This is a genomic window from Wolbachia endosymbiont (group A) of Norellia spinipes, from assembly GCF_964273535.1.
Genome location: NZ_OZ187006.1, coordinates 214,510 through 231,847, shown reverse-complemented (window position 1 = coordinate 231,847; position 17,338 = coordinate 214,510). Strand labels below are relative to the sequence as shown.

The following is a 17,338-nucleotide window of genomic DNA, read 5'->3' as shown; positions in this document are numbered from 1 at the left end:
ATGACAGTACAAAGAAAAAAAATATCTTTAATCGGTGCAGGAAATATCGGTGGAACTCTTGCCCATATGATTGCACTAAGGGAACTCGGCAATGTTGTTTTACTTGATATTAGTGATGGAATACCGCAAGGTAAAGCACTTGACATAGCAGAATCATCCCCTATTGATGGATTTAATTCTGGTTTAACTGGAACTAATCAATACAAAGATATAGAAAATTCTGATGCAATCATCATAACAGCAGGCATTGCTAGAAAACCTGGAATGAGCAGGGATGACCTCCTGCAAACCAATGCTAAAGTAATGAAGGAGGTTGGTGAAAATATTAAGAAGTATTCTCCAAATGCGTTTGTAATAGTGGTTACCAACCCTTTGGATGCCATGGTTTCAGTGGTGCATAAATTTTCAAACCTTCCAGCTAATATGGTTGTTGGAATGGCAGGAGTGCTTGATTCTTCCCGTTTCCGTTATTTTCTTGCAAGTGAATTAAATATTTCAGTTGAAGATATATCTGCTTTTGTGCTTGGAGGACATGGTGACACTATGGTACCACTCATTAATTGCACTTCTATCGCTGGCATTCCACTTACCCAAGTTATCGATATGGGTCTCATTACGCAGAAAAAAGTTGATGAAATAGTTGAACGCACTCGCAATGGCGGTAAAGAAATAGTTGATCTGCTTAAGTCTGGATCTGCATACTACGCTCCTGCATCTTCAGCTATATGCATGTTAGAGTCATATTTAAAAGATAAAAGGCGTATATTACCATGTGCTGCTTACCTTAATGGTGAATATGGTGTAAAAGATTTGTTTATTGGTGTTCCTGTAATTATTGGAAAAAATGGAGTTGAAAAGGTCCTAGAAGTTAAGATGGATAATAGTGAACGAGAAATGTTCGATAAATCTGTGAATGCAGTGAAAGAACTATTTAGGCTCATAAGCAAATCAATGGTTTTATAGAACTTCCTTGTAGCTCAAGTTTCGTAAACAGCCTAAAAAAGTTGCTTGTGGTTATTTCTGCTACTTTGTCGGGTGACTCATTCCATAACTCTGCCAAACAATCCACAACATATTTTACCATTGCTGGTTCGTTCTTTTTTCCTCTGTAAGGCTCAGGTGATAGATACGGTGCATCAGTTTCAACCAAAACACGTTCGCGTGGTACACCTTGTGCAATTCCTCTGAGTAAGCTCGCATTTTTAAAAGTAATGATTCCAGAAAATGAAATATATAACCCTAAATCTATAGATTGATAAGCAAGCTCTTTAGAGGAAGCAAAGCAGTGCATTACTCCACTAAAAGCACAGGTTTTCATTTCTGACTTTAACATATCGATCATCTCACTATCAGCACTCCTAGTGTGAATAACTAAAGGTAACCCTGTTATTCTTGCTGCTTCTATGTGTGATGCAAAACTTTTTTTCTGATTGTCTTTGTTGTCAGATTTATAAAAATCTAACCCGGTTTCACCGATACTAATTACCTTTTGATTCTTAGTAAATTCAACTAATTCATCAGCATGTATACACTCACCGTTTTCTATAGCAGCATCAAGTGGATGTATACCAACAGAGAAGTAGACTTGATCGTAGGATGAAGAAATTTTTAATAATTTAGGGATATCATCAATGCTTACGCATATGTTATGCAAAATTTTTACACCATTTTGCTCTGCCCTTGAAATTACTTTTGGTATTTCATCATCGGAAAAATAAATCAAGTGGCAATGAGAATCTACTATCATGAGCTTATTGTAAATTTTACTCAATAATAGAGGTTTTTATTATAGAAGAAAACTCTTCTATCACTGTCTTATAAACTTCTTTTTTAAATGATATAGCATTGGCTACTAAATCATCTATACTTTGCCAACGCCACTCTTTGAACTCTGGATGATCAGTATAATTAATATCAATATCCTTATCCTCTCCATAAAATTTCATTAAGAACCACCTTTGCTTTTGACCAGAATATTTCCCATTCCAGCACTTTGGTATAACTTCTTCAGGCAAGTTGTAGTATATCCAATCCTTGCTTTTAGTTATAACCTTTACTTTATTAGTACCAACTTCCTCTAGCAACTCACGTAACGCTGCTTGTTCCAGTTCCTCACCATCATCAACACCTCCTTGTGGCATCTGCCAGTAAGAGTCGCTATCAAAGCGTTTTCCAATAAAGGCATGTCCTTGTCTGTTAAATAGCATTATGCCAACACAAGGACGATACTTATCTTTCTGCTCAACCACGAGTACGCTCTGTTTTTAAATGATTTGTTACAGAAGTTTTAATTAATTTTCCATTTTTTTCTTCCTTCATCTCTTCAACAATTTTCTTTGCAACTTCCTTTGCACTTAAGTTTGAGTTATCAATTTCAAGTGTACCTTCCGGTATAAATAGCCTTTTCCCTTCAATTCTTTTCATAACAAAATCCGAATCAATAATTTTATTTTTCCGGCATCTCTCCTTTGAGTGAATACGCCTTGCTAGTTCTTCGTCATTACAATATAACACTACAGGAAGAATTTCCATATCCATTTTTTTACTTAAATTTACCACAGAGTTGTATATTCTCTGATCATAGGGGTCACCCTCTATCAATTCATTTGTAAATATATAATGTTTTGATTTTATGTAGTGTTTTTCTAGTATTGCTAATATATTTTCCCTAACTGCAAAAATTTTTTCCCATAGTTCATCTGGAACTTCAGCATCCTGCAATTTAACAATATCAAATATAATATTATTGAATAGATTATTGCTTACTATTACTGCATCAATGATTTTACACAGTTCCTTTGCAGTAGTAAACTTACCACTGCCTGGAAAGCCGATTAAGTAGATGAGAGTCTTGTCCATAATGAATACTAGTAGAAAGCTATTTTCAATTATATATAAAAGTATATCATTGTACATGCTAAAAACATGATGATAAAATAGATGCAGGTAATACCTTTTTAACGAACAGTCGCGTTGAAAATAGTTCATATTTAGAGATTTTGAGTGTATAATTATAAGTAAATTAAATAATTTAAGATGATGACTAATGTATCCAGTGATACAGAATCAATAAAAAGCATGATTGTAAGTATAATAGATCAAAATAAAGGTCACGATATAGTTACTCTCGATGTGCAGAATAGAACCATTATTGCAAAATATATGATTATTGCATCTGGTGATTCAAGTCGCCATGTGAAAGCGTTAGCTGAACACGTAATAAAAAGTCTCGAGCGACATGATAAAATAGATGTAGAAGGTATGGATGAAGGCAATTGGGTGATTTTGAATTTTCAAGGCATAATGGTTCACATATTCAGGTCAGAAGTAAGGGAGTATTATAAAATAGAAGAGTTATGGAACTGATTGCCTGGATAGCTGGTGCACAACTGCACAAACGTTGTAATTTTGAAGGCAACTCCTGCACAGGTAGTGGTGTCATGAAAGTAGCTGACACTGGAATCCAGTTTTTCATGCAATTTCATCGAAAACGTTGTATAGTGTGCTTGTTTATAATTAAGTTTTCTGGATCCCAGTGTTGGCTACTTGGATGACATCTTTCCCTATTAGGGTTACCTTCGGCATTAATGACAGGATAGACTGGGGTTTATAAAATGAAACACAAGTCCGAGTTTTTAAATTTTATCCAAGAAAGAGGGTACCTATACCAATGTACAAATATTGAAGAGTTAGATCAGCTATTATCCGAAAATAATCATATAGTCGCATACATTGGGTTTGATTGCACAGCACCAAGTCTTCATGCTGGTCACCTAATTCAGATTATGATGCTCCGTCACCTGCAGAAATTTGGTTATAAGCCGATAGTCTTACTTGGAGGTGGCACAACAAAAATTGGTGACCCATCCTTCAAAGATAAAGCAAGAAGCATCTTGCCCGTAGAGAACATCAATCAAAATACATCCAGCATAAGGAGAATATTAGAGAAAATGGTGTCTTTTAATGACAGCAAGACTGGTGCAATGATAGTAAATAACGCAGATTGGTTGGATAACATAAAATACATAGATTTTTTGCGTGATATAGGAGCTTATTTTTCTGTAAATCGTATGCTAAGTTTTGATAGTGTGAAAACCAGGCTGGATAGAGAGCAAACCTTAAGCTTTCTGGAATTTAATTACATGCTATTGCAGGCTTATGATTTTGTTGAGTTGAATAAAAAGCATGGCTGTCGTCTGCAGATTGGAGGGTCAGACCAGTGGGGAAATATAGTAAACGGAATTGAGCTTGGAAAAAAGTTGAATTTACCTGAGCTGTTTGGCCTTACTGCCCCTCTTTTATTGAATGCTCAAGGGGTAAAAATGGGCAAAACTGAAAGTGGAGCAGTGTGGCTTGATGATAATATGCTAAAGCCTTACGACTACTGGCAATATTTTCGCAACGTTGATGATCAAGATGTTGGACGTTTTTTGAGATTGCTCACTGATGTGTCAATTGATGAGATCAAAAAGTTAGAATCCTTAAAAGATCAGGAAATAAATGAAGCAAAAAAAGTTTTAGCAACAGAGGTGACAAAAATATGTCATGGTGACAAAGAAGCGGAACTTGCACTATCTGCTGCAGTCTCTGCTTTTGAGAATGAAGATAGCTCACTACTTCCTGATTACATCATAAAAAAAGCACAAGTTGCAAGCGGCATATCCTTAGTAAACCTACTGCGTGACACCGGTTTTGAACCTTCAAAAGGCGCAGCAAAGCGTTTAATACAGGGCAACGGGTGCAAAGTTAATGATAATATTATAAATGACGTTAACTATATAATAAATTTCGAGAGCTTTAAAGGTCAGCCATTTATAAAATTATCTGCAGGAAAGAAGCGCCATATTAAAGTTGTGGTAGATTAGGTCTCGAAGTAAGAAAACAAATTTTATACAAGTGAGAAATTAGATAATGATGATATGAATGACTTAAATCAAATATATTTATCTAATCATAAGCCTATATCGAATCTCTTTTTAAATTTGGATATTATTACGTTACGTGAAGCATTAGAATATGTACATGAGCTGCCTTATGGACGCAATTTTGACCGCACAGATTGTATATCAGTATTCAATGAAAGACGAGGAACGTGTAGTACAAAACATGCTCTGATTTATAAGTTAGGTTGCGAATGTGAAATCGACATAACGCTACACATAGCTGTCTTTATGATGAATAAAGTGAACACTCCGAAAGCTTCTGCAATTCTAAATGAGTATAACTTACTACACATTCCAGAAATGCATTGCTATCTTCGTTACGAAAGCCGAATTATTGACATAACTTTTCCAGGAAATAACATGTTATTAAAACTGACAGAGGAAGAAAAAATTGAGCCAGAACACCTTGGAAGCTATAAAATAGAAAAGCATAAACAATTTATTGAGAGCTGGCTGATCAGTAACCCAACCATACCGTATAACATGGAGCAAATTTTCAAAATTCGAGAATTATGTATAAAGCGATTGGAAAGATAGTAGAAAGCGAAATTCTATTATATATAGCTAAAGTGGCTTAGGTTTACCTACAATTTGAAAAACAACAAATTCGTCATTCCGCTACTCGTTAGCGGAATCTATGCTGAGATACCGCGAATGAATCCATAGCTGTACGAACATTCATTTTTGAAGGTAAATTGCACAGCAAATGGTGTCATTCCAGTGCTTGACACTGGAATCCAGGAATTTTGCTTATAACTGAGCTGATGAGCTAAAGGTAGTTGTCTTACGCTAAAACAAACGTTTTTAATTAAGTTGCATAGAAGCTGGATCCCAGTGTCTGGGCACTGGGATGACACCCCACTAGTGGCCCAAACTACAACGTTCGTACAGTTGTGGAATGAATCGCGGTATGACGTAGGGAAACCTTTCTTGAGTTAGCTATAGCACTATAAAGTTGTCCGCAGGGCCATATAAAAGTTGTGGTGGGTTAATAAATTTTTATGGAAGAAAGGATATATTAGAAAATTGAGGGCTTTATATATGAAATAAGGAGGCAAAAATGAGACTGTATTATAAAGATATCACAGGTCTTATCAAAGAACCCTACCTCTCTAGCGGAAGAGATTATTTTAACAAAGGAAAGGTACAGATTATATCTGTTAATGAATCTCAAGCTAAATCAAAGGTAGTTGGATCAAATGTATATCGAGTAACACTAAAGCACGATGGTCCTCTTTTCAGTGGAACATGTTCCTGCCCTGCATTCTGTTACTTTGGTCCATGTAAGCATATGGCTGCAACAGGTTTTGCTTTGATTGATCTTGACAGAGAGGAGTATCGGTCGTCTGCGCGCCCAGATGAACAGACTCTCTTTGAAAGGTTTTTACTTAAAAAAACAAAGCAAGAGCTAATTTCAATAATTACTCGTTCCAGTGAACATTATCCTGAGATTTTTGAAGAACTAGAGGATAAAGAATATGAGCAATTCACTCAAAGTAAGTTTTCAAAATCCGAGAATTATGTATAAAGTGATTGGAAAGATGGTGAGATCAGGTAATCTATAGCTGATCCAAGGAAGACATCATACCGCCGCGGCGCTAACAAGTAGCGGGATGACGAGGTTATCGTCATGCCACCGCGAACCGTCATACCGCCGCGGTATCTCTTAGCCGCTAACACGTAGCGGGATGACGGTTGTCGTTTAGCCATAAATGTTTAAGAAATTTACCAAACGAAAAAAAAGGCAAAAGAAGCCTTAGTCATTGTCTATTTTCAGTATTGGCGTTTTTTAAGTCTTAAACACTGCAATTTAGCTGCTTTTAAATGCAACTCACCTTTGTTTAAATGTTTAAGAAATTTACTAAGCAGAAAAAAAGGCAAAAGAAACCCCGTGTTAGCTAGTTGTCACTTTCTAATCCTGCAAATTGGCGTTCTCTACTGTCTTAAACGCTTTGTAAGCGCGTTTCGGCTTATATAGCTAGAAATGTTGTGAAGACATAAGGTGCACATAGTGCGAAAAATTAAAAATAAGACGCCAAGTACGTTGTTTTTTTGCTGTTTAATCTGCACAGATGAAGATAACTGAATACCTTCAGTACCATGATAAGGGGGCTGGCGAAGGGTGTCAAGTAAGTTTTTTCGTTTCTGAGGGCTACTGAATAACGGCTACAATGTTTGTACAGCTATGTACATAGTGCTGGAACCAAAAAAAGAACCAAGTAGCTTGGCTACTTGGATGACAAAAGGTAATACAAGAAATCTATTGGCTCTCGTATACCTTAGTGAAACTTAACAAGTTTATCTATAGTTTTAGTGATGATTCTTGGAGTATCCGGAGAAACTGCTGAGCTCAGCCTATTTAACCGTTCTATAGCAAACTCGCTGTTCTCATTTGCTATGAAATCACATAAAATATTTTCTATATCCTTAGTAACACTTTCATGCTTCCTCAGAGGATGATTATGTGGATACCTATTGATGGTTCTGATGCTAGAATACTCAACAAAAGCTTGATCCTTAAAAGCAAGTTGTCTCAATTTCTCTTTGAATTTTCCTTCTTCCTCTTTTGCTAAAAGGCGGGACTTTATCAGTGATTTTATAATCAAATTTATAGCTTGATGTATTTCAGAATGCACTATAACTTTAATAGTATTTTCCTCTACTATACAATCATAAATACTTTTTTCGCTCTTTAATGACTCTATAAGCGTTCTGCTATTTTGTGAATTCAATTCCAAATTCTCTTCACTCATAGGAGTTATTATAAAGGTATTCTTATTTACTCTGATGTTAAATTGTGGAGAGCCTTCAGAAAAAGAAAATGCTACATTCTTAGATTCAAGTGCGTGATTGTATGCAGCAAAAAGGGTATGTGCTATAACACTGCTGGGCACCTTCATTTCATGTTTACTCAGGTGGTTCAATACATTTTCAACCTCATGATATGTAAAGTCTGTATCTTTTAGCAATTCAACAACTTCTCCGCCGTTGTGCTGTTTATACTCTATTCTCACTTCTTCTGTAAAAAGTGTTTTAGCTGCTATATGTTTATCAAGCACTGTGAAAATCTTGATGAAATTCTCTAAATCTTGTTTGTTAACTAATTCGATACTAATTAAGTTTCTGCTAATAATTGAAATATTTTTTGTCATTTTTTCCCACTAAAAAAACTCACTAAATGAATTGTATTTTTAATTCATTAAGAATTGTTTAAAGTGAGCATACTAGTTTTCATTTACGTATTACACGACAAAACAAGATAAAAAGTTACATAAAATCATCATGTGGTATAACACACTCTCCACATTCATCATTGCTGTTTGTGTAGGTTGTGACATCAGTGTGATTGTCATTATTATTTAGCATATCATCCAACTTTCCTTCTTTTTCAAGATCCATCAATTTGTCACACCCCCCAATGTGCTTATCGTTAATAAAGATCTGTGGAACTGTTCTAACGTTATACTTTGATTTTATGTCGTTAAATAGATCTGAGTTTTTGAGCACATCGATTTCTTCATATTTCACCCCTTTTTTATCCAGTAACTCTTTTGCTTTTTTGCAGAATGGGCAGTGATGCTTTACATATATTATAACTTTTCCTTTAGTATTTTTCACAATTTATCTCCGTAGCTTGCTAAAATATAGTTATTATATATAAGAAACATGTAAAAACATCAAATTGTATGAAAATTATTTATAATTGTGAGCAAGGGATAGAAAATAATATAGCACTAACCTTCGGAAATTTCGATGGCATTCATTTAGGACATGAATTTGCAATTTCCACTCTAAAGAAGGTAGCACAAGAAAGAGGATTACCCTCTGCAGTTTTAACTTTTGAGCCTCACCCATCAACTGTTTTATTTGGTAGAAACAATTTTAGGTTAATAGACCAAGAACAAAAAAAGGAACTAATCAGCAGCTATGGTATAGATTACTTGTATATTATTAATTTTAGTAGAGGTTTTTCTGAGGTTAGCTGCGATGACTTTATCAGTGAGATTTTAATAGATAAATATGGCGCTAAACACATAATTGTCGGAGAAAATTGTACTTTTGGTCATAAACGATTGGGTGATATATTAACTCTAGAGAAATATTCTGAAACATATGGATACTCTTTGACTAAATTAGAGCCATTAATAATTGACGGCAAAATTTGCTCTTCTTCTTCAATCAGAGAGTATGTACAGAAAGGTGAAATAGACATTGCTAATAAATTACTTGGTAGACCTTATCAAGTTTCTGGTGTTGTGACAAAGGGTGCGTGTAGAGGTAGAGAAATAGGATTCCCAACCATAAATATTCCTATAGAAGATTGCATGATAAAACCAAAATTTGGTACATATTACGCTAAAGTGATGTTTTCTTATAATAACCCAAACTGGTTATATGGAGTAGTCAATATTGGTATGAGACCTACATTTAAGGATCTGAAAAAGCCTATAATAGAAATGCACATATTCGATTTTGATGAAGACTTATATAATCATAAAGTTAATATACAACTTTTAAAATTCATAAGGTCAGAAAAAAAATTCCATAGTATTGAGGAGTTAACAAAACAGATAAATTATGATATACTTAAAATTTATAGGTTAAAGGCAAATTTATGAAAAAGTTATGCTTAATTGTTATATTAATTATAGTATTGATTGACCAAACGAGCAAATTGTACATAAACTCATTGATTGATGAGGGAGAATCAATTGAGATCGCTAGCTTTATAAAGCTAGTTGAAGTTTGGAATTCAGGCATTAGTTTTGGAATGTGTAGCGCTTTACCGCATGGCGGTTTCTTTTTTTCAGCATTTTCAATACTAATAATTGGTATACTTGCATACTTGATATACAAGTCTGATGATCAGTCAACTTACCTTGGGTTTTCTCTGATGATTGGTGGAGCAATCGGAAACGTAGTTGATAGGATTTATTGGGGAGCTGTATATGATTTCATATATTTTCATATTGATGATTGGTATTGGCCAGCTTTTAATTTAGCGGATTTATCTATAGTTTGTGGAATGTTTACATTGTTATATAAGTGGTATATATACGATATGTTTATTTCCAAACAAAATGAGGAATAAAATAATTGTTTTTATATTAGGTCGAAATAATGCTTCATAAGTTTTTTAGTTTTCTTATACTACCTGCACTCTTTTTTACTTACCCAATTTCTTTGAAGGCTTTAAGCATAGAGCACGACATAAAACATGCTAAACTCAGTAACGGACTAGATGTCTATGTTGTTCCTAATCATCGGATTCCAGCCGTTTTACATGCAGTAATATACAAAGTTGGGGGAATGGATGATCCAATTGGCAAAGCAGGATTGGCTCACTACTTTGAACATTTAATGTTTGAAACTACAGGGAAGTTCACAGATATAGAAGCCACTATGAGTAGCATTGGGGCCCAGTTTAATGCGTTTACTACTAAGGAATATACCTGTTACTACGAATTAGCCCTTAAAAATGACTTACCACTGGCAATGGAAGTTGAAGCAGACAGAATGGGCAATTTTAATGTTACTCAAGATAAAATAGAAAGAGAAAAAAACATTGTACTGGAAGAGAGGAAGATGAGATTTGATAATCATCCTAACAACTTATTACGGGAAGAAATGAATAGTGCATTTTACCGTAATGGCTATGGTAGATCTGTTATTGGCTGGGAGAGCGATATTAAAACTTACAATCAGGATGACATAGTGAGGTTTCATAATAACTATTATCACCCCGGCAATGCAATATTATTGATTGTTGGTGATGTGGAATTTGATGAAGTTGTGAAGCTAGCAGAAGAAAAATATGGTGACATTAAGTCTAAGGCAGTAATTAGGCATTATCCAAATCAGGATCCAGTGCATAATGCAGGCTTATCGGTGATTTTAGAGAGCACTGAAGTAAAAGAACCAGTTTTATATTTTCGTTATCGTGTTCCCTTATTTGATCACATAAATGAAGCCTCTGCTGCTCATTTAGCGGTTGACATTTTAGGTGGCGGCAAATCCAGCAAACTGTATAAAGATTTGGTTCTAGATAAAGATGTGGCAGTATCAGTATCTGCTTATTACAATAGTTTAACTTTTAGTGATGGCTATATTGATATTCAGGTCATTCCAAAAAGTGGGGTTAATTTAGGCACTGTTGAAAGAGAATTAGAAAATTCTATTAATAATTTTATGTCCACAGGAATAACAAGCGAGGAATTGCAAAACTCGAAGTATAGGTACAAGGCAGCACAGTTTGACAATTTATCCAGTTTAAATAGTATAGCATTTTTTTATGGCTCACACTTAGCGCTTGGTATTCCACTTGATGAAATAGATATTTCATATAGCAAGATTAATGATGTCAATCTAGAGGATGTAAATAATAAAATCTGTGCTATTTTTTCTGCTAATAAGTTAATTGGTCGTTTGTTGCCAAAAGGAGATGATAATGAGAATAAGTAAATTTGTACTCCTATTTTTTTTCTGTCTAGGCTTTAATTTACAAGCAAGTGGTAACCTAAATATAGAGGAGGTCACTACCCGTAAAGGATTTAAGTTTCTATTTGTTGAAAACCACGATTTACCAAAAATTTCACTTAATATATCATTCAAAGATGCAGGTTATGCATATGAAAATGTAGAAAAACAAGGACTTACCTGGTTTACTTCTCTTATAATTCAAGAAGGGGCAGGAAAAAATGATGCCAAAGATTTTGCAAAAAGGCTAGAAGATAAAGGGATTAGTTTAAATTTTATTGCTGGTTTAGAAGCATTTAGAGTTTCATTAGATGCTTTATCAGAAAATCTTGAAGAAGGTATTTCATTATTGAGCGACGCTATAATGCGTCCTAAAGTTGACCCTGAAGGGTTGAATAGAGTTTTCGAGAAAGCCAAAGTTGATTTTAATAATCTTGAAAAAAATCCTTTTTTTGTTGCTGGAAAAGAATTGAATACATTATTGTTTAAAAAACATCCTTACTCAAAAAGTGAATATGGAACTCTTGACACTGTAATGAGCATTACTAGAGATGATGTTTTAACATACATAAAGCGTAATTTTGCTAAAGATAACATAGTTATCAGTGTTGCTGGTTGTGCAAAAAAAGAAGAAATTATTACATTATTAGATAAATATTTATCTAAATTGCCGTCAAAAAGATCAAAAGTTAGAAAAATACCTGTGAAAAATGATTTTGGTCCTGCAGAGAATAAAAACATTTTTATGGATATACCACAGAGTGTAATATTTTTTGCTCAAAAAGGCATAGCTTATGAAGATCCAGACTACTATAATGCTCAAGTCTTGATTAATGCGCTTGGCAGCATGGGGCTGAATTCAATATTAATGAAAGAACTGAGGCAAAACTTAGGCATTACTTATGGTGTTTATGCGAGTATTATTCTCAATAAACATGGGAACATTATGATTGGAAGTCTTAGTACTGATAGTTCTACTGCCAGTCAATCAATATCAGCGGTAAAAGATACATTTAGCAGGATAAAAAAGGAAGGAATTGATGAGCAGTTGTTTCGGGATACAAAAATTAGTATGGTAAATTCCTATGTTTTCTCTATGTTTAATAATAACAACATAGTTGCAAAACTAAATAATATTCAGACAAACAACCGCGATATTAACCATATAAATGATTTTGTGAGCTATATTAATGACGTTAAATTAGAGAAAGTAAACGAACTGGCAAGCTCTTTACTGGAACCCGAAAATTTATTTTTTGTTGAAGTTGGGAGAAACACTTAAGGTCAATAATTAATATTTTCTGCTATTGATCTTACTGCTTCTACATAACACTTATGCTCCTCAGCTAGAATGCGTTCTGAGAGGCTTTGAATATCATCAGCTGGTAACACTGGCACAGCAACTTGAGCAATTATGGCTCCAGCATCAATTTCAGGAGTGACGTAATGTACAGTACAGCCTGCGATTTTTACTCCTGCTTTTAGAGCTTGCTCTTGAGCATTTAGGCCCTTAAAGGACGGAAGTAGAGAGGGATGAATATTTATCACCTTGTTATTCCATTTACTGAGAAAATTAGCTTGCAGGATTCTCATAAACCCTGCAAGGCAAATTAAATCAACCTTATGTTGAACAAATATTTCGTGAATTTTATCAGCATCAAGTGGTTTATCTCTAACAATAAACGCTGGCACTCCTGCTTGTTCTGCTATTTTTAGGCCAGCAGCTTCGCTATTATTTGTGATAGCGCACACAACTTCTGCAGGAAAATTACGATTTTGACATGCCTCTATCAAGGCCTGCATATTTGATCCCCTGCCTGAAATTAGTATCCCAAGTTTCACCTTTTTCATTTTGTGCAATTGATTTAGTGTAATAATTAATGTTAACAAAATAACTCAAAAAGTAAATCTATACCTAAAGTGACTTAGGTTTACCAACGATTTGAAAAACAACAAATTCGTCATTCCGCTACTCGTTAGCGGAATCTATCCTTGGCGGTATGACGTAGGAAAACCTTTCTTGGGTTAGGTGTGCCGTAGAGACACAAAGAATGTTCAAGTAAGAGCAAACTAAGTGCAAAAGCTACGCAATAGATGAGGGTGGGCCCCTCGGAGCCGGTTTACAAGAGCAGGCTTCAAACAACTATAAGCTGCTTTGGCAAGGTAGTGAGCGTTATGGAAAAGGCACAATTATATGTCATGTAAGGAATGGAGAGATGAACGAAAGTGAACCACTGATGAAGTGTCGAAACCTTTTAAATGACGTCAAAACCAGGGGTCTAACTTAACCTGGGATAAATCTATCGGGAGCTTGTTTACCGGATAGGTGGCGTCCGGCATAGAGGTGGCGTGAATCTATTTTGGGCTATTGCGTGGAACTGCGGGAACCTGTCGTTTCGATGATAAGGGAGAAATCCAAGGAGCTAAACTCCAAGGGTGAGAGTACCGATGCGAAAAACAGGGGCGCGTAGTAGTGAAGAAGTCTCTGTAATGGAAATGGAGCGAAGGGATTTAGTTTTAATTGTTTTGTCAACCAGAAATGGGATGAGCAATTGATTAAAACAGAGTCCTTGATTATGCTATAATTAGTAGCAAGGGCCGAATAATGGGAGCTGTGTGAGTCGAGAGTGTGCGCCGTGGTACGCATTAAGAAATACTTAGCAGAGCTAAGCGGGGTTCAGAATAAATGGCCTCGAGGTGAACAACTAACTTTAACCCGAAAGGGAAGGAGGACAAGAGCATGTATGTAAAGCGAGAGTTATCTGAAGATGTGTAAGATAACGGCTTGCAACACCTGATCAATATGGTTAAAGCTAAACTGCTTGAATTCTAATCTTCAGGGGTGGGACTTCACATCCATGGGTATCGCATTTAAAACCCCATGTCTACGGTAAGCACAGATTAAACTTTCGTTTGTGTGACATTCTGGCTGTAGAACGATAAGTAGTGAACTTATTTAAGAGGATGAATGGAAAACCTAAGTTGATCTAGAACAGTTCTTAGTGACGGAACATGGGATGACCTAAGGAACGCGAGTTCTATGGTTACGGAGTCATCGTAGTAGTCGTGAAAGTAACGAATCACCGGGGAGCGTGGGAAAGCCACATACAGGGCAAAGGGTGACAGATAATTGAATGTTGAAATTGGGAGGTACGCAAGATGCGGAAAGCTGAAACAATACTTAACATTATACGTGAACGTGGACAAAGAAATTTGCCGGTTAAAAACGTATATCGCCTACTTTATCAGCGTGATCTTTACCTTCGAGCGTATGGCAAACTTTGTCGTAATAAAGGTGCTATGACAGAAGGTGTGACAACTGAAACAGTTGATGGTATGTCTTTGGAGAAAATCGATAAAATCATAGAGGATTTACGCTATGAGCGATATCGGTGGACACCAGTAAAACGTATCTATATTTTAAAGAAGAGTGGTAAACGCAGGCCGTTAGGATTGCCAACATGGTCAAATAAGTTACTTCAAGAAGTAATCCGATTAATATTGGAAGCCTACTATGAGCCTAAATTTAGTGAATGTTCACATGGATTTCGACCAAAGCGTGGATGCCACACTGCATTAAGAGCAGTAATGCAAAAAGGCAGAGGTACAAAATGGTTTATAGAGGGAGATCTCAGTGCATGTTATGACTCAATTGATCATACTATGTTGTTGAAAATACTGAGTGAAAGCTTCCAAGATAACCGTTTTATTCAGCTAATCAATCGACTGCTAAAAGCAGGATATATGGAAAATTGGAAGTACAATAAGAGTCATAGTGGGGTACCACAAGGTTCTATTATTGGTCCAATTTTGAGTAACATATTACTCGATCGGTTAGATAAACATGTGGAACATATACTAATACCATCAAATAACCGAGGTAAGCGAAGAAAGACAAATCCAAAATATTTAAGGTTAACCATGCAAGTATCGATGATGAGAAAACAAGGGAACTGGGATCAAGCAAAACAACTGCGTCAATTAGTGCAGGGTATGCCATCTAAGGATTCTTGTGATCTAAATTATCGACGTCTTTGGTATGTTAGGTATGCTGATGATATTCTGGTAGGGTTTGCAGGACCAAAAAATGAAGCTGAACAAATTAAAAATGAGATTGCTAAATTCCTCAATGAGGAGCTCAAACTTATGCTTAATGAAGATAAAACGCTTATTACACACGCGTGTGATAGCAAAGCCAATTTTTTAGGTTATAAAATACACGTCTTGCATGCAGATGATAAACATGATCATCGGACACAACGATGTATTAATGGTAGTATTGGGTTACGTGTACCACATCATATAAAGCAGAAAAAGTGTTCTGAATATATGCGTTGTGGAAAGCCTATACATTTACCTCAACGTACACTTGATACAGCTTACAGTATTGTTGCTCAGTATCAAACTGAATATCGAGGAATTGTACAATATTACAAAATGGCCTACAACCTTCACACACTAAGTTATTTGAAGTATGTGATGGAAGTATCATTAGTAAAGACTTTAGCATCTAAATACAAAACAACTTGCAGGAAAATTTATAGAAAATTTGGTGCAATGATTGAAAACGACGAAGGTGAAAAACGAAAAGTCATCCAAGTCAGAGTAGATCGTTTACCATCAAAGATACCATTAATTACACACTTTGGTGCTGTGTCACTAAAATGGAATAAATGGGTAAGTATAAGTGATAACCTTATACCAATATGGAATAAGCGTAGTGAAATAGAGCAAAGACTATTGGCACAAACTTGTGAATTATGTAAATCACAAGAGCAGATTGAAGTACATCACGTACGTAAACTTGCTGATTTGCTAGGTAAACGTAATACTGAGCTACCGAAATGGAAAAAGAGAATGATTGAACGACAGAGGAAGACTCTTGTTGTTTGTCATGAATGCCATAAGAAAATCCAATATGGAAAATATGATGGTGACTCCTTAAAACGTTAGATTATTGGAGAGCCACGTGATACGGAAACGATCATGCGTGGTTCGGAGAGGGGTTGTTGGAAAAGTATAGCTCTTCTCATAATAGTCAGAATAAAAAAGCAGAATCAACAGCTTGACGGAAAGACTTAAAAATAGGGATATTTTTTCTAGCTCTATTCTTTATAGCAAACCAATTATGCTCAATTTCGTTAAAGTCTGGAGAATATGGAGGAAGATAAAGAATTTCAGCACCAACTCCTCTAGCAAGATTATCTATTTTTTTAGATTTATGGAATGTAGCGTTATCAAGAATTACAGTTTGGCCAGACCTTAAAATTGGAGTTAAAAACTGCTCAAACCAAGCCTCGAAAACATCCTTATTGCAGTATCCTTCAAAGGTCAATGGAGCAATGATCTTCCTTTTATTTAGAGCTGCAATCATACTGACACGCTGAGTTTTTTTACCTGATTTTAATGAATGAAACCTCTCTCCTTTTCTGCAATATCCGTATGGGTAGTCTTCTGTATTATCTATTCCAGATTCATCAATATATACAAGATTTTCATGACGTTTTGTTGCTATAACCTTTAAAAATTGAGCTCGCTTTCCTTCATTTCTTTCTTTATATCCGTAGGTCTTTTTTTCTTGTAAATCCAATATTTTTAAGTGCGCGGTGAATCGTTTGTCGACTGATATTACCCCAGAGTTTAGCCATCTCTGACTGAGTTTTGCCACCATGGTTTTTTGCAAATTTGGTAAAAACATTCCAGTCAGTAATTTTATGGTTATATCCTACGCTTCCAGGCTTTTTTGACTGAAAATCTCCCGTTTCCTTACGCCTTTTCTGCCACTCATATAGAGTCGTTTTTCCAATTTTAAATCTCTCTGCAACAGTTGCTCTACTTTCTCCTTCATCCAATGCCTCCATTGCTTTTTTCCTTAAATCGTAACTATACGCTGCTGGCATACAAACCCCACTACCATA

At 35.4% G+C, this 17,338-nt stretch carries 19 protein-coding genes; 11 read left to right on the top strand and 8 right to left on the bottom strand.

Translation table 11 applies throughout. The features are described 5' to 3' along the window. A complete protein-coding gene (gene mdh, locus ACFZP3_RS01170) occupies positions 1–963 on the top strand; it encodes a malate dehydrogenase (RefSeq protein WP_253307177.1) in 963 nt (320 codons plus the stop codon). Here mdh and ACFZP3_RS01165 read toward each other — a convergent pair. Genes ACFZP3_RS01165 through ACFZP3_RS01155 form a run of 3 tightly spaced genes read right to left on the bottom strand, consistent with a single transcriptional unit; the run spans position 938 to position 2,859 of the window. Then, entirely contained in the window at positions 938–1,747 is an 810-nt protein-coding gene (locus ACFZP3_RS01165; RefSeq protein WP_253307176.1) for a TatD family hydrolase, read from the bottom strand. The genes mdh and ACFZP3_RS01165 overlap by 26 nt on opposite strands. 16 nt (positions 1,748–1,763) lie before the next feature. Further along, positions 1,764–2,249 carry an RNA pyrophosphohydrolase gene (locus ACFZP3_RS01160; protein ID WP_253307175.1) on the bottom strand — a complete coding sequence of 162 codons (486 nt, stop codon included), beginning with the start codon at positions 2,247–2,249 and terminating at the stop codon, positions 1,764–1,766. Then, complete coding sequence (locus ACFZP3_RS01155; protein WP_386086657.1) at positions 2,242–2,859, bottom strand: AAA family ATPase; 618 nt, start codon at positions 2,857–2,859, stop codon at positions 2,242–2,244. Before ACFZP3_RS01155 ends, ACFZP3_RS01160 begins: the two co-directional genes overlap by 8 nt. Before the next feature lie 180 nt (positions 2,860–3,039). Between ACFZP3_RS01155 and rsfS the strand changes: the two genes are divergently transcribed. Genes rsfS through ACFZP3_RS01135 form a run of 4 tightly spaced genes read left to right on the top strand, consistent with a single transcriptional unit; the run spans position 3,040 to position 5,480 of the window. Further along, positions 3,040–3,366 carry a ribosome silencing factor gene (rsfS, locus tag ACFZP3_RS01150; RefSeq protein ID WP_253309997.1) on the top strand — a complete coding sequence of 109 codons (327 nt, stop codon included), beginning with the start codon at positions 3,040–3,042 and terminating at the stop codon, positions 3,364–3,366. Next, positions 3,357–3,554 (top strand): hypothetical protein, encoded by a 198-nt coding sequence (locus ACFZP3_RS01145; RefSeq protein ID WP_265017553.1) that lies wholly within the window; start codon positions 3,357–3,359, stop codon positions 3,552–3,554. Before rsfS ends, ACFZP3_RS01145 begins: the two co-directional genes overlap by 10 nt. A 60-nt stretch (positions 3,555–3,614) precedes the next feature. Further along, positions 3,615–4,865 (top strand): tyrosine--tRNA ligase, encoded by a 1,251-nt coding sequence (gene tyrS, locus ACFZP3_RS01140; protein ID WP_253307173.1) that lies wholly within the window; start codon positions 3,615–3,617, stop codon positions 4,863–4,865. Positions 4,866–4,919: 54 nt separating this feature from the next. Continuing rightward, the gene (locus ACFZP3_RS01135; RefSeq protein WP_253307172.1) at positions 4,920–5,480 is read left to right on the top strand and encodes a hypothetical protein; all 561 of its coding nucleotides are present in this window, start codon (positions 4,920–4,922) and stop codon (positions 5,478–5,480) included. Positions 5,481–5,578: 98 nt separating this feature from the next. On the opposite strand, the gene ACFZP3_RS01130 is transcribed toward ACFZP3_RS01135, so the two are convergent. After that, positions 5,579–5,800, bottom strand: coding sequence for a hypothetical protein (locus ACFZP3_RS01130; RefSeq protein ID WP_264688003.1), 222 nt, complete (start codon positions 5,798–5,800; stop codon positions 5,579–5,581). Between the two features lie 203 nt (positions 5,801–6,003). On the opposite strand from ACFZP3_RS01130, the gene ACFZP3_RS01120 reads away from it, so the two are divergent. Further along, entirely contained in the window at positions 6,004–6,471 is a 468-nt protein-coding gene (locus ACFZP3_RS01120) for an SWIM zinc finger domain-containing protein (RefSeq protein ID WP_253309578.1), read from the top strand. A gap of 751 nt (positions 6,472–7,222) precedes the next feature. Here ACFZP3_RS01120 and ACFZP3_RS01115 read toward each other — a convergent pair. Beyond that, positions 7,223–8,095 carry a hypothetical protein gene (locus ACFZP3_RS01115; protein ID WP_264688001.1) on the bottom strand — a complete coding sequence of 291 codons (873 nt, stop codon included), beginning with the start codon at positions 8,093–8,095 and terminating at the stop codon, positions 7,223–7,225. Between the two features lie 115 nt (positions 8,096–8,210). Continuing rightward, positions 8,211–8,561: a glutaredoxin 3 gene (grxC, locus tag ACFZP3_RS01110; RefSeq protein ID WP_164224674.1), complete on the bottom strand. Its 351-nt coding sequence runs from the start codon at positions 8,559–8,561 to the stop codon at positions 8,211–8,213. 68 nt (positions 8,562–8,629) lie between these two features. Here grxC and ribF point away from each other — a divergent pair, with 68 nt between their 5' ends. Genes ribF through ACFZP3_RS01090 form a run of 4 tightly spaced genes read left to right on the top strand, consistent with a single transcriptional unit; the run spans position 8,630 to position 12,702 of the window. Continuing rightward, positions 8,630–9,562: a riboflavin biosynthesis protein RibF gene (gene ribF / locus ACFZP3_RS01105; protein WP_264687999.1), complete on the top strand. Its 933-nt coding sequence runs from the start codon at positions 8,630–8,632 to the stop codon at positions 9,560–9,562. Beyond that, entirely contained in the window at positions 9,559–10,035 is a 477-nt protein-coding gene (gene lspA / locus ACFZP3_RS01100; RefSeq protein WP_096617753.1) for a signal peptidase II, read from the top strand. The genes ribF and lspA overlap by 4 nt, the downstream gene beginning before the upstream one ends. Positions 10,036–10,064: 29 nt before the next feature. Next, entirely contained in the window at positions 10,065–11,405 is a 1,341-nt protein-coding gene (locus tag ACFZP3_RS01095) for a M16 family metallopeptidase (protein WP_253309575.1), read from the top strand. Continuing rightward, entirely contained in the window at positions 11,392–12,702 is a 1,311-nt protein-coding gene (locus tag ACFZP3_RS01090) for a M16 family metallopeptidase (protein ID WP_265016709.1), read from the top strand. The genes ACFZP3_RS01095 and ACFZP3_RS01090 overlap by 14 nt, the downstream gene beginning before the upstream one ends. A 2-nt stretch (positions 12,703–12,704) precedes the next feature. Here the strand turns inward: ACFZP3_RS01090 and purN are convergent, their stop codons facing one another. After that, positions 12,705–13,271, bottom strand: a complete 567-nt coding sequence (gene purN / locus ACFZP3_RS01085) for a phosphoribosylglycinamide formyltransferase (protein ID WP_187297655.1) — start codon at positions 13,269–13,271, stop codon at positions 12,705–12,707. A 1,308-nt stretch (positions 13,272–14,579) separates the two neighbouring features. On the opposite strand from purN, the gene ACFZP3_RS01080 reads away from it, so the two are divergent. Then, complete coding sequence (locus ACFZP3_RS01080) at positions 14,580–16,373, top strand: reverse transcriptase/maturase family protein (protein WP_386086651.1); 1,794 nt, start codon at positions 14,580–14,582, stop codon at positions 16,371–16,373. Positions 16,374–16,458: 85 nt separating this feature from the next. On the opposite strand, the gene ACFZP3_RS01075 is transcribed toward ACFZP3_RS01080, so the two are convergent. Next, positions 16,459–17,320, bottom strand: a protein-coding gene (locus ACFZP3_RS01075) for an IS630 family transposase (RefSeq protein WP_386086489.1) whose coding sequence is annotated in 2 segments (ribosomal slippage) — positions 16,459–16,996 and positions 16,995–17,320 — 864 coding nt in all. Because the reading frame shifts where the segments join, the coding sequence is not laid out codon by codon here. Positions 17,321–17,338 lie beyond the last annotated feature (18 nt).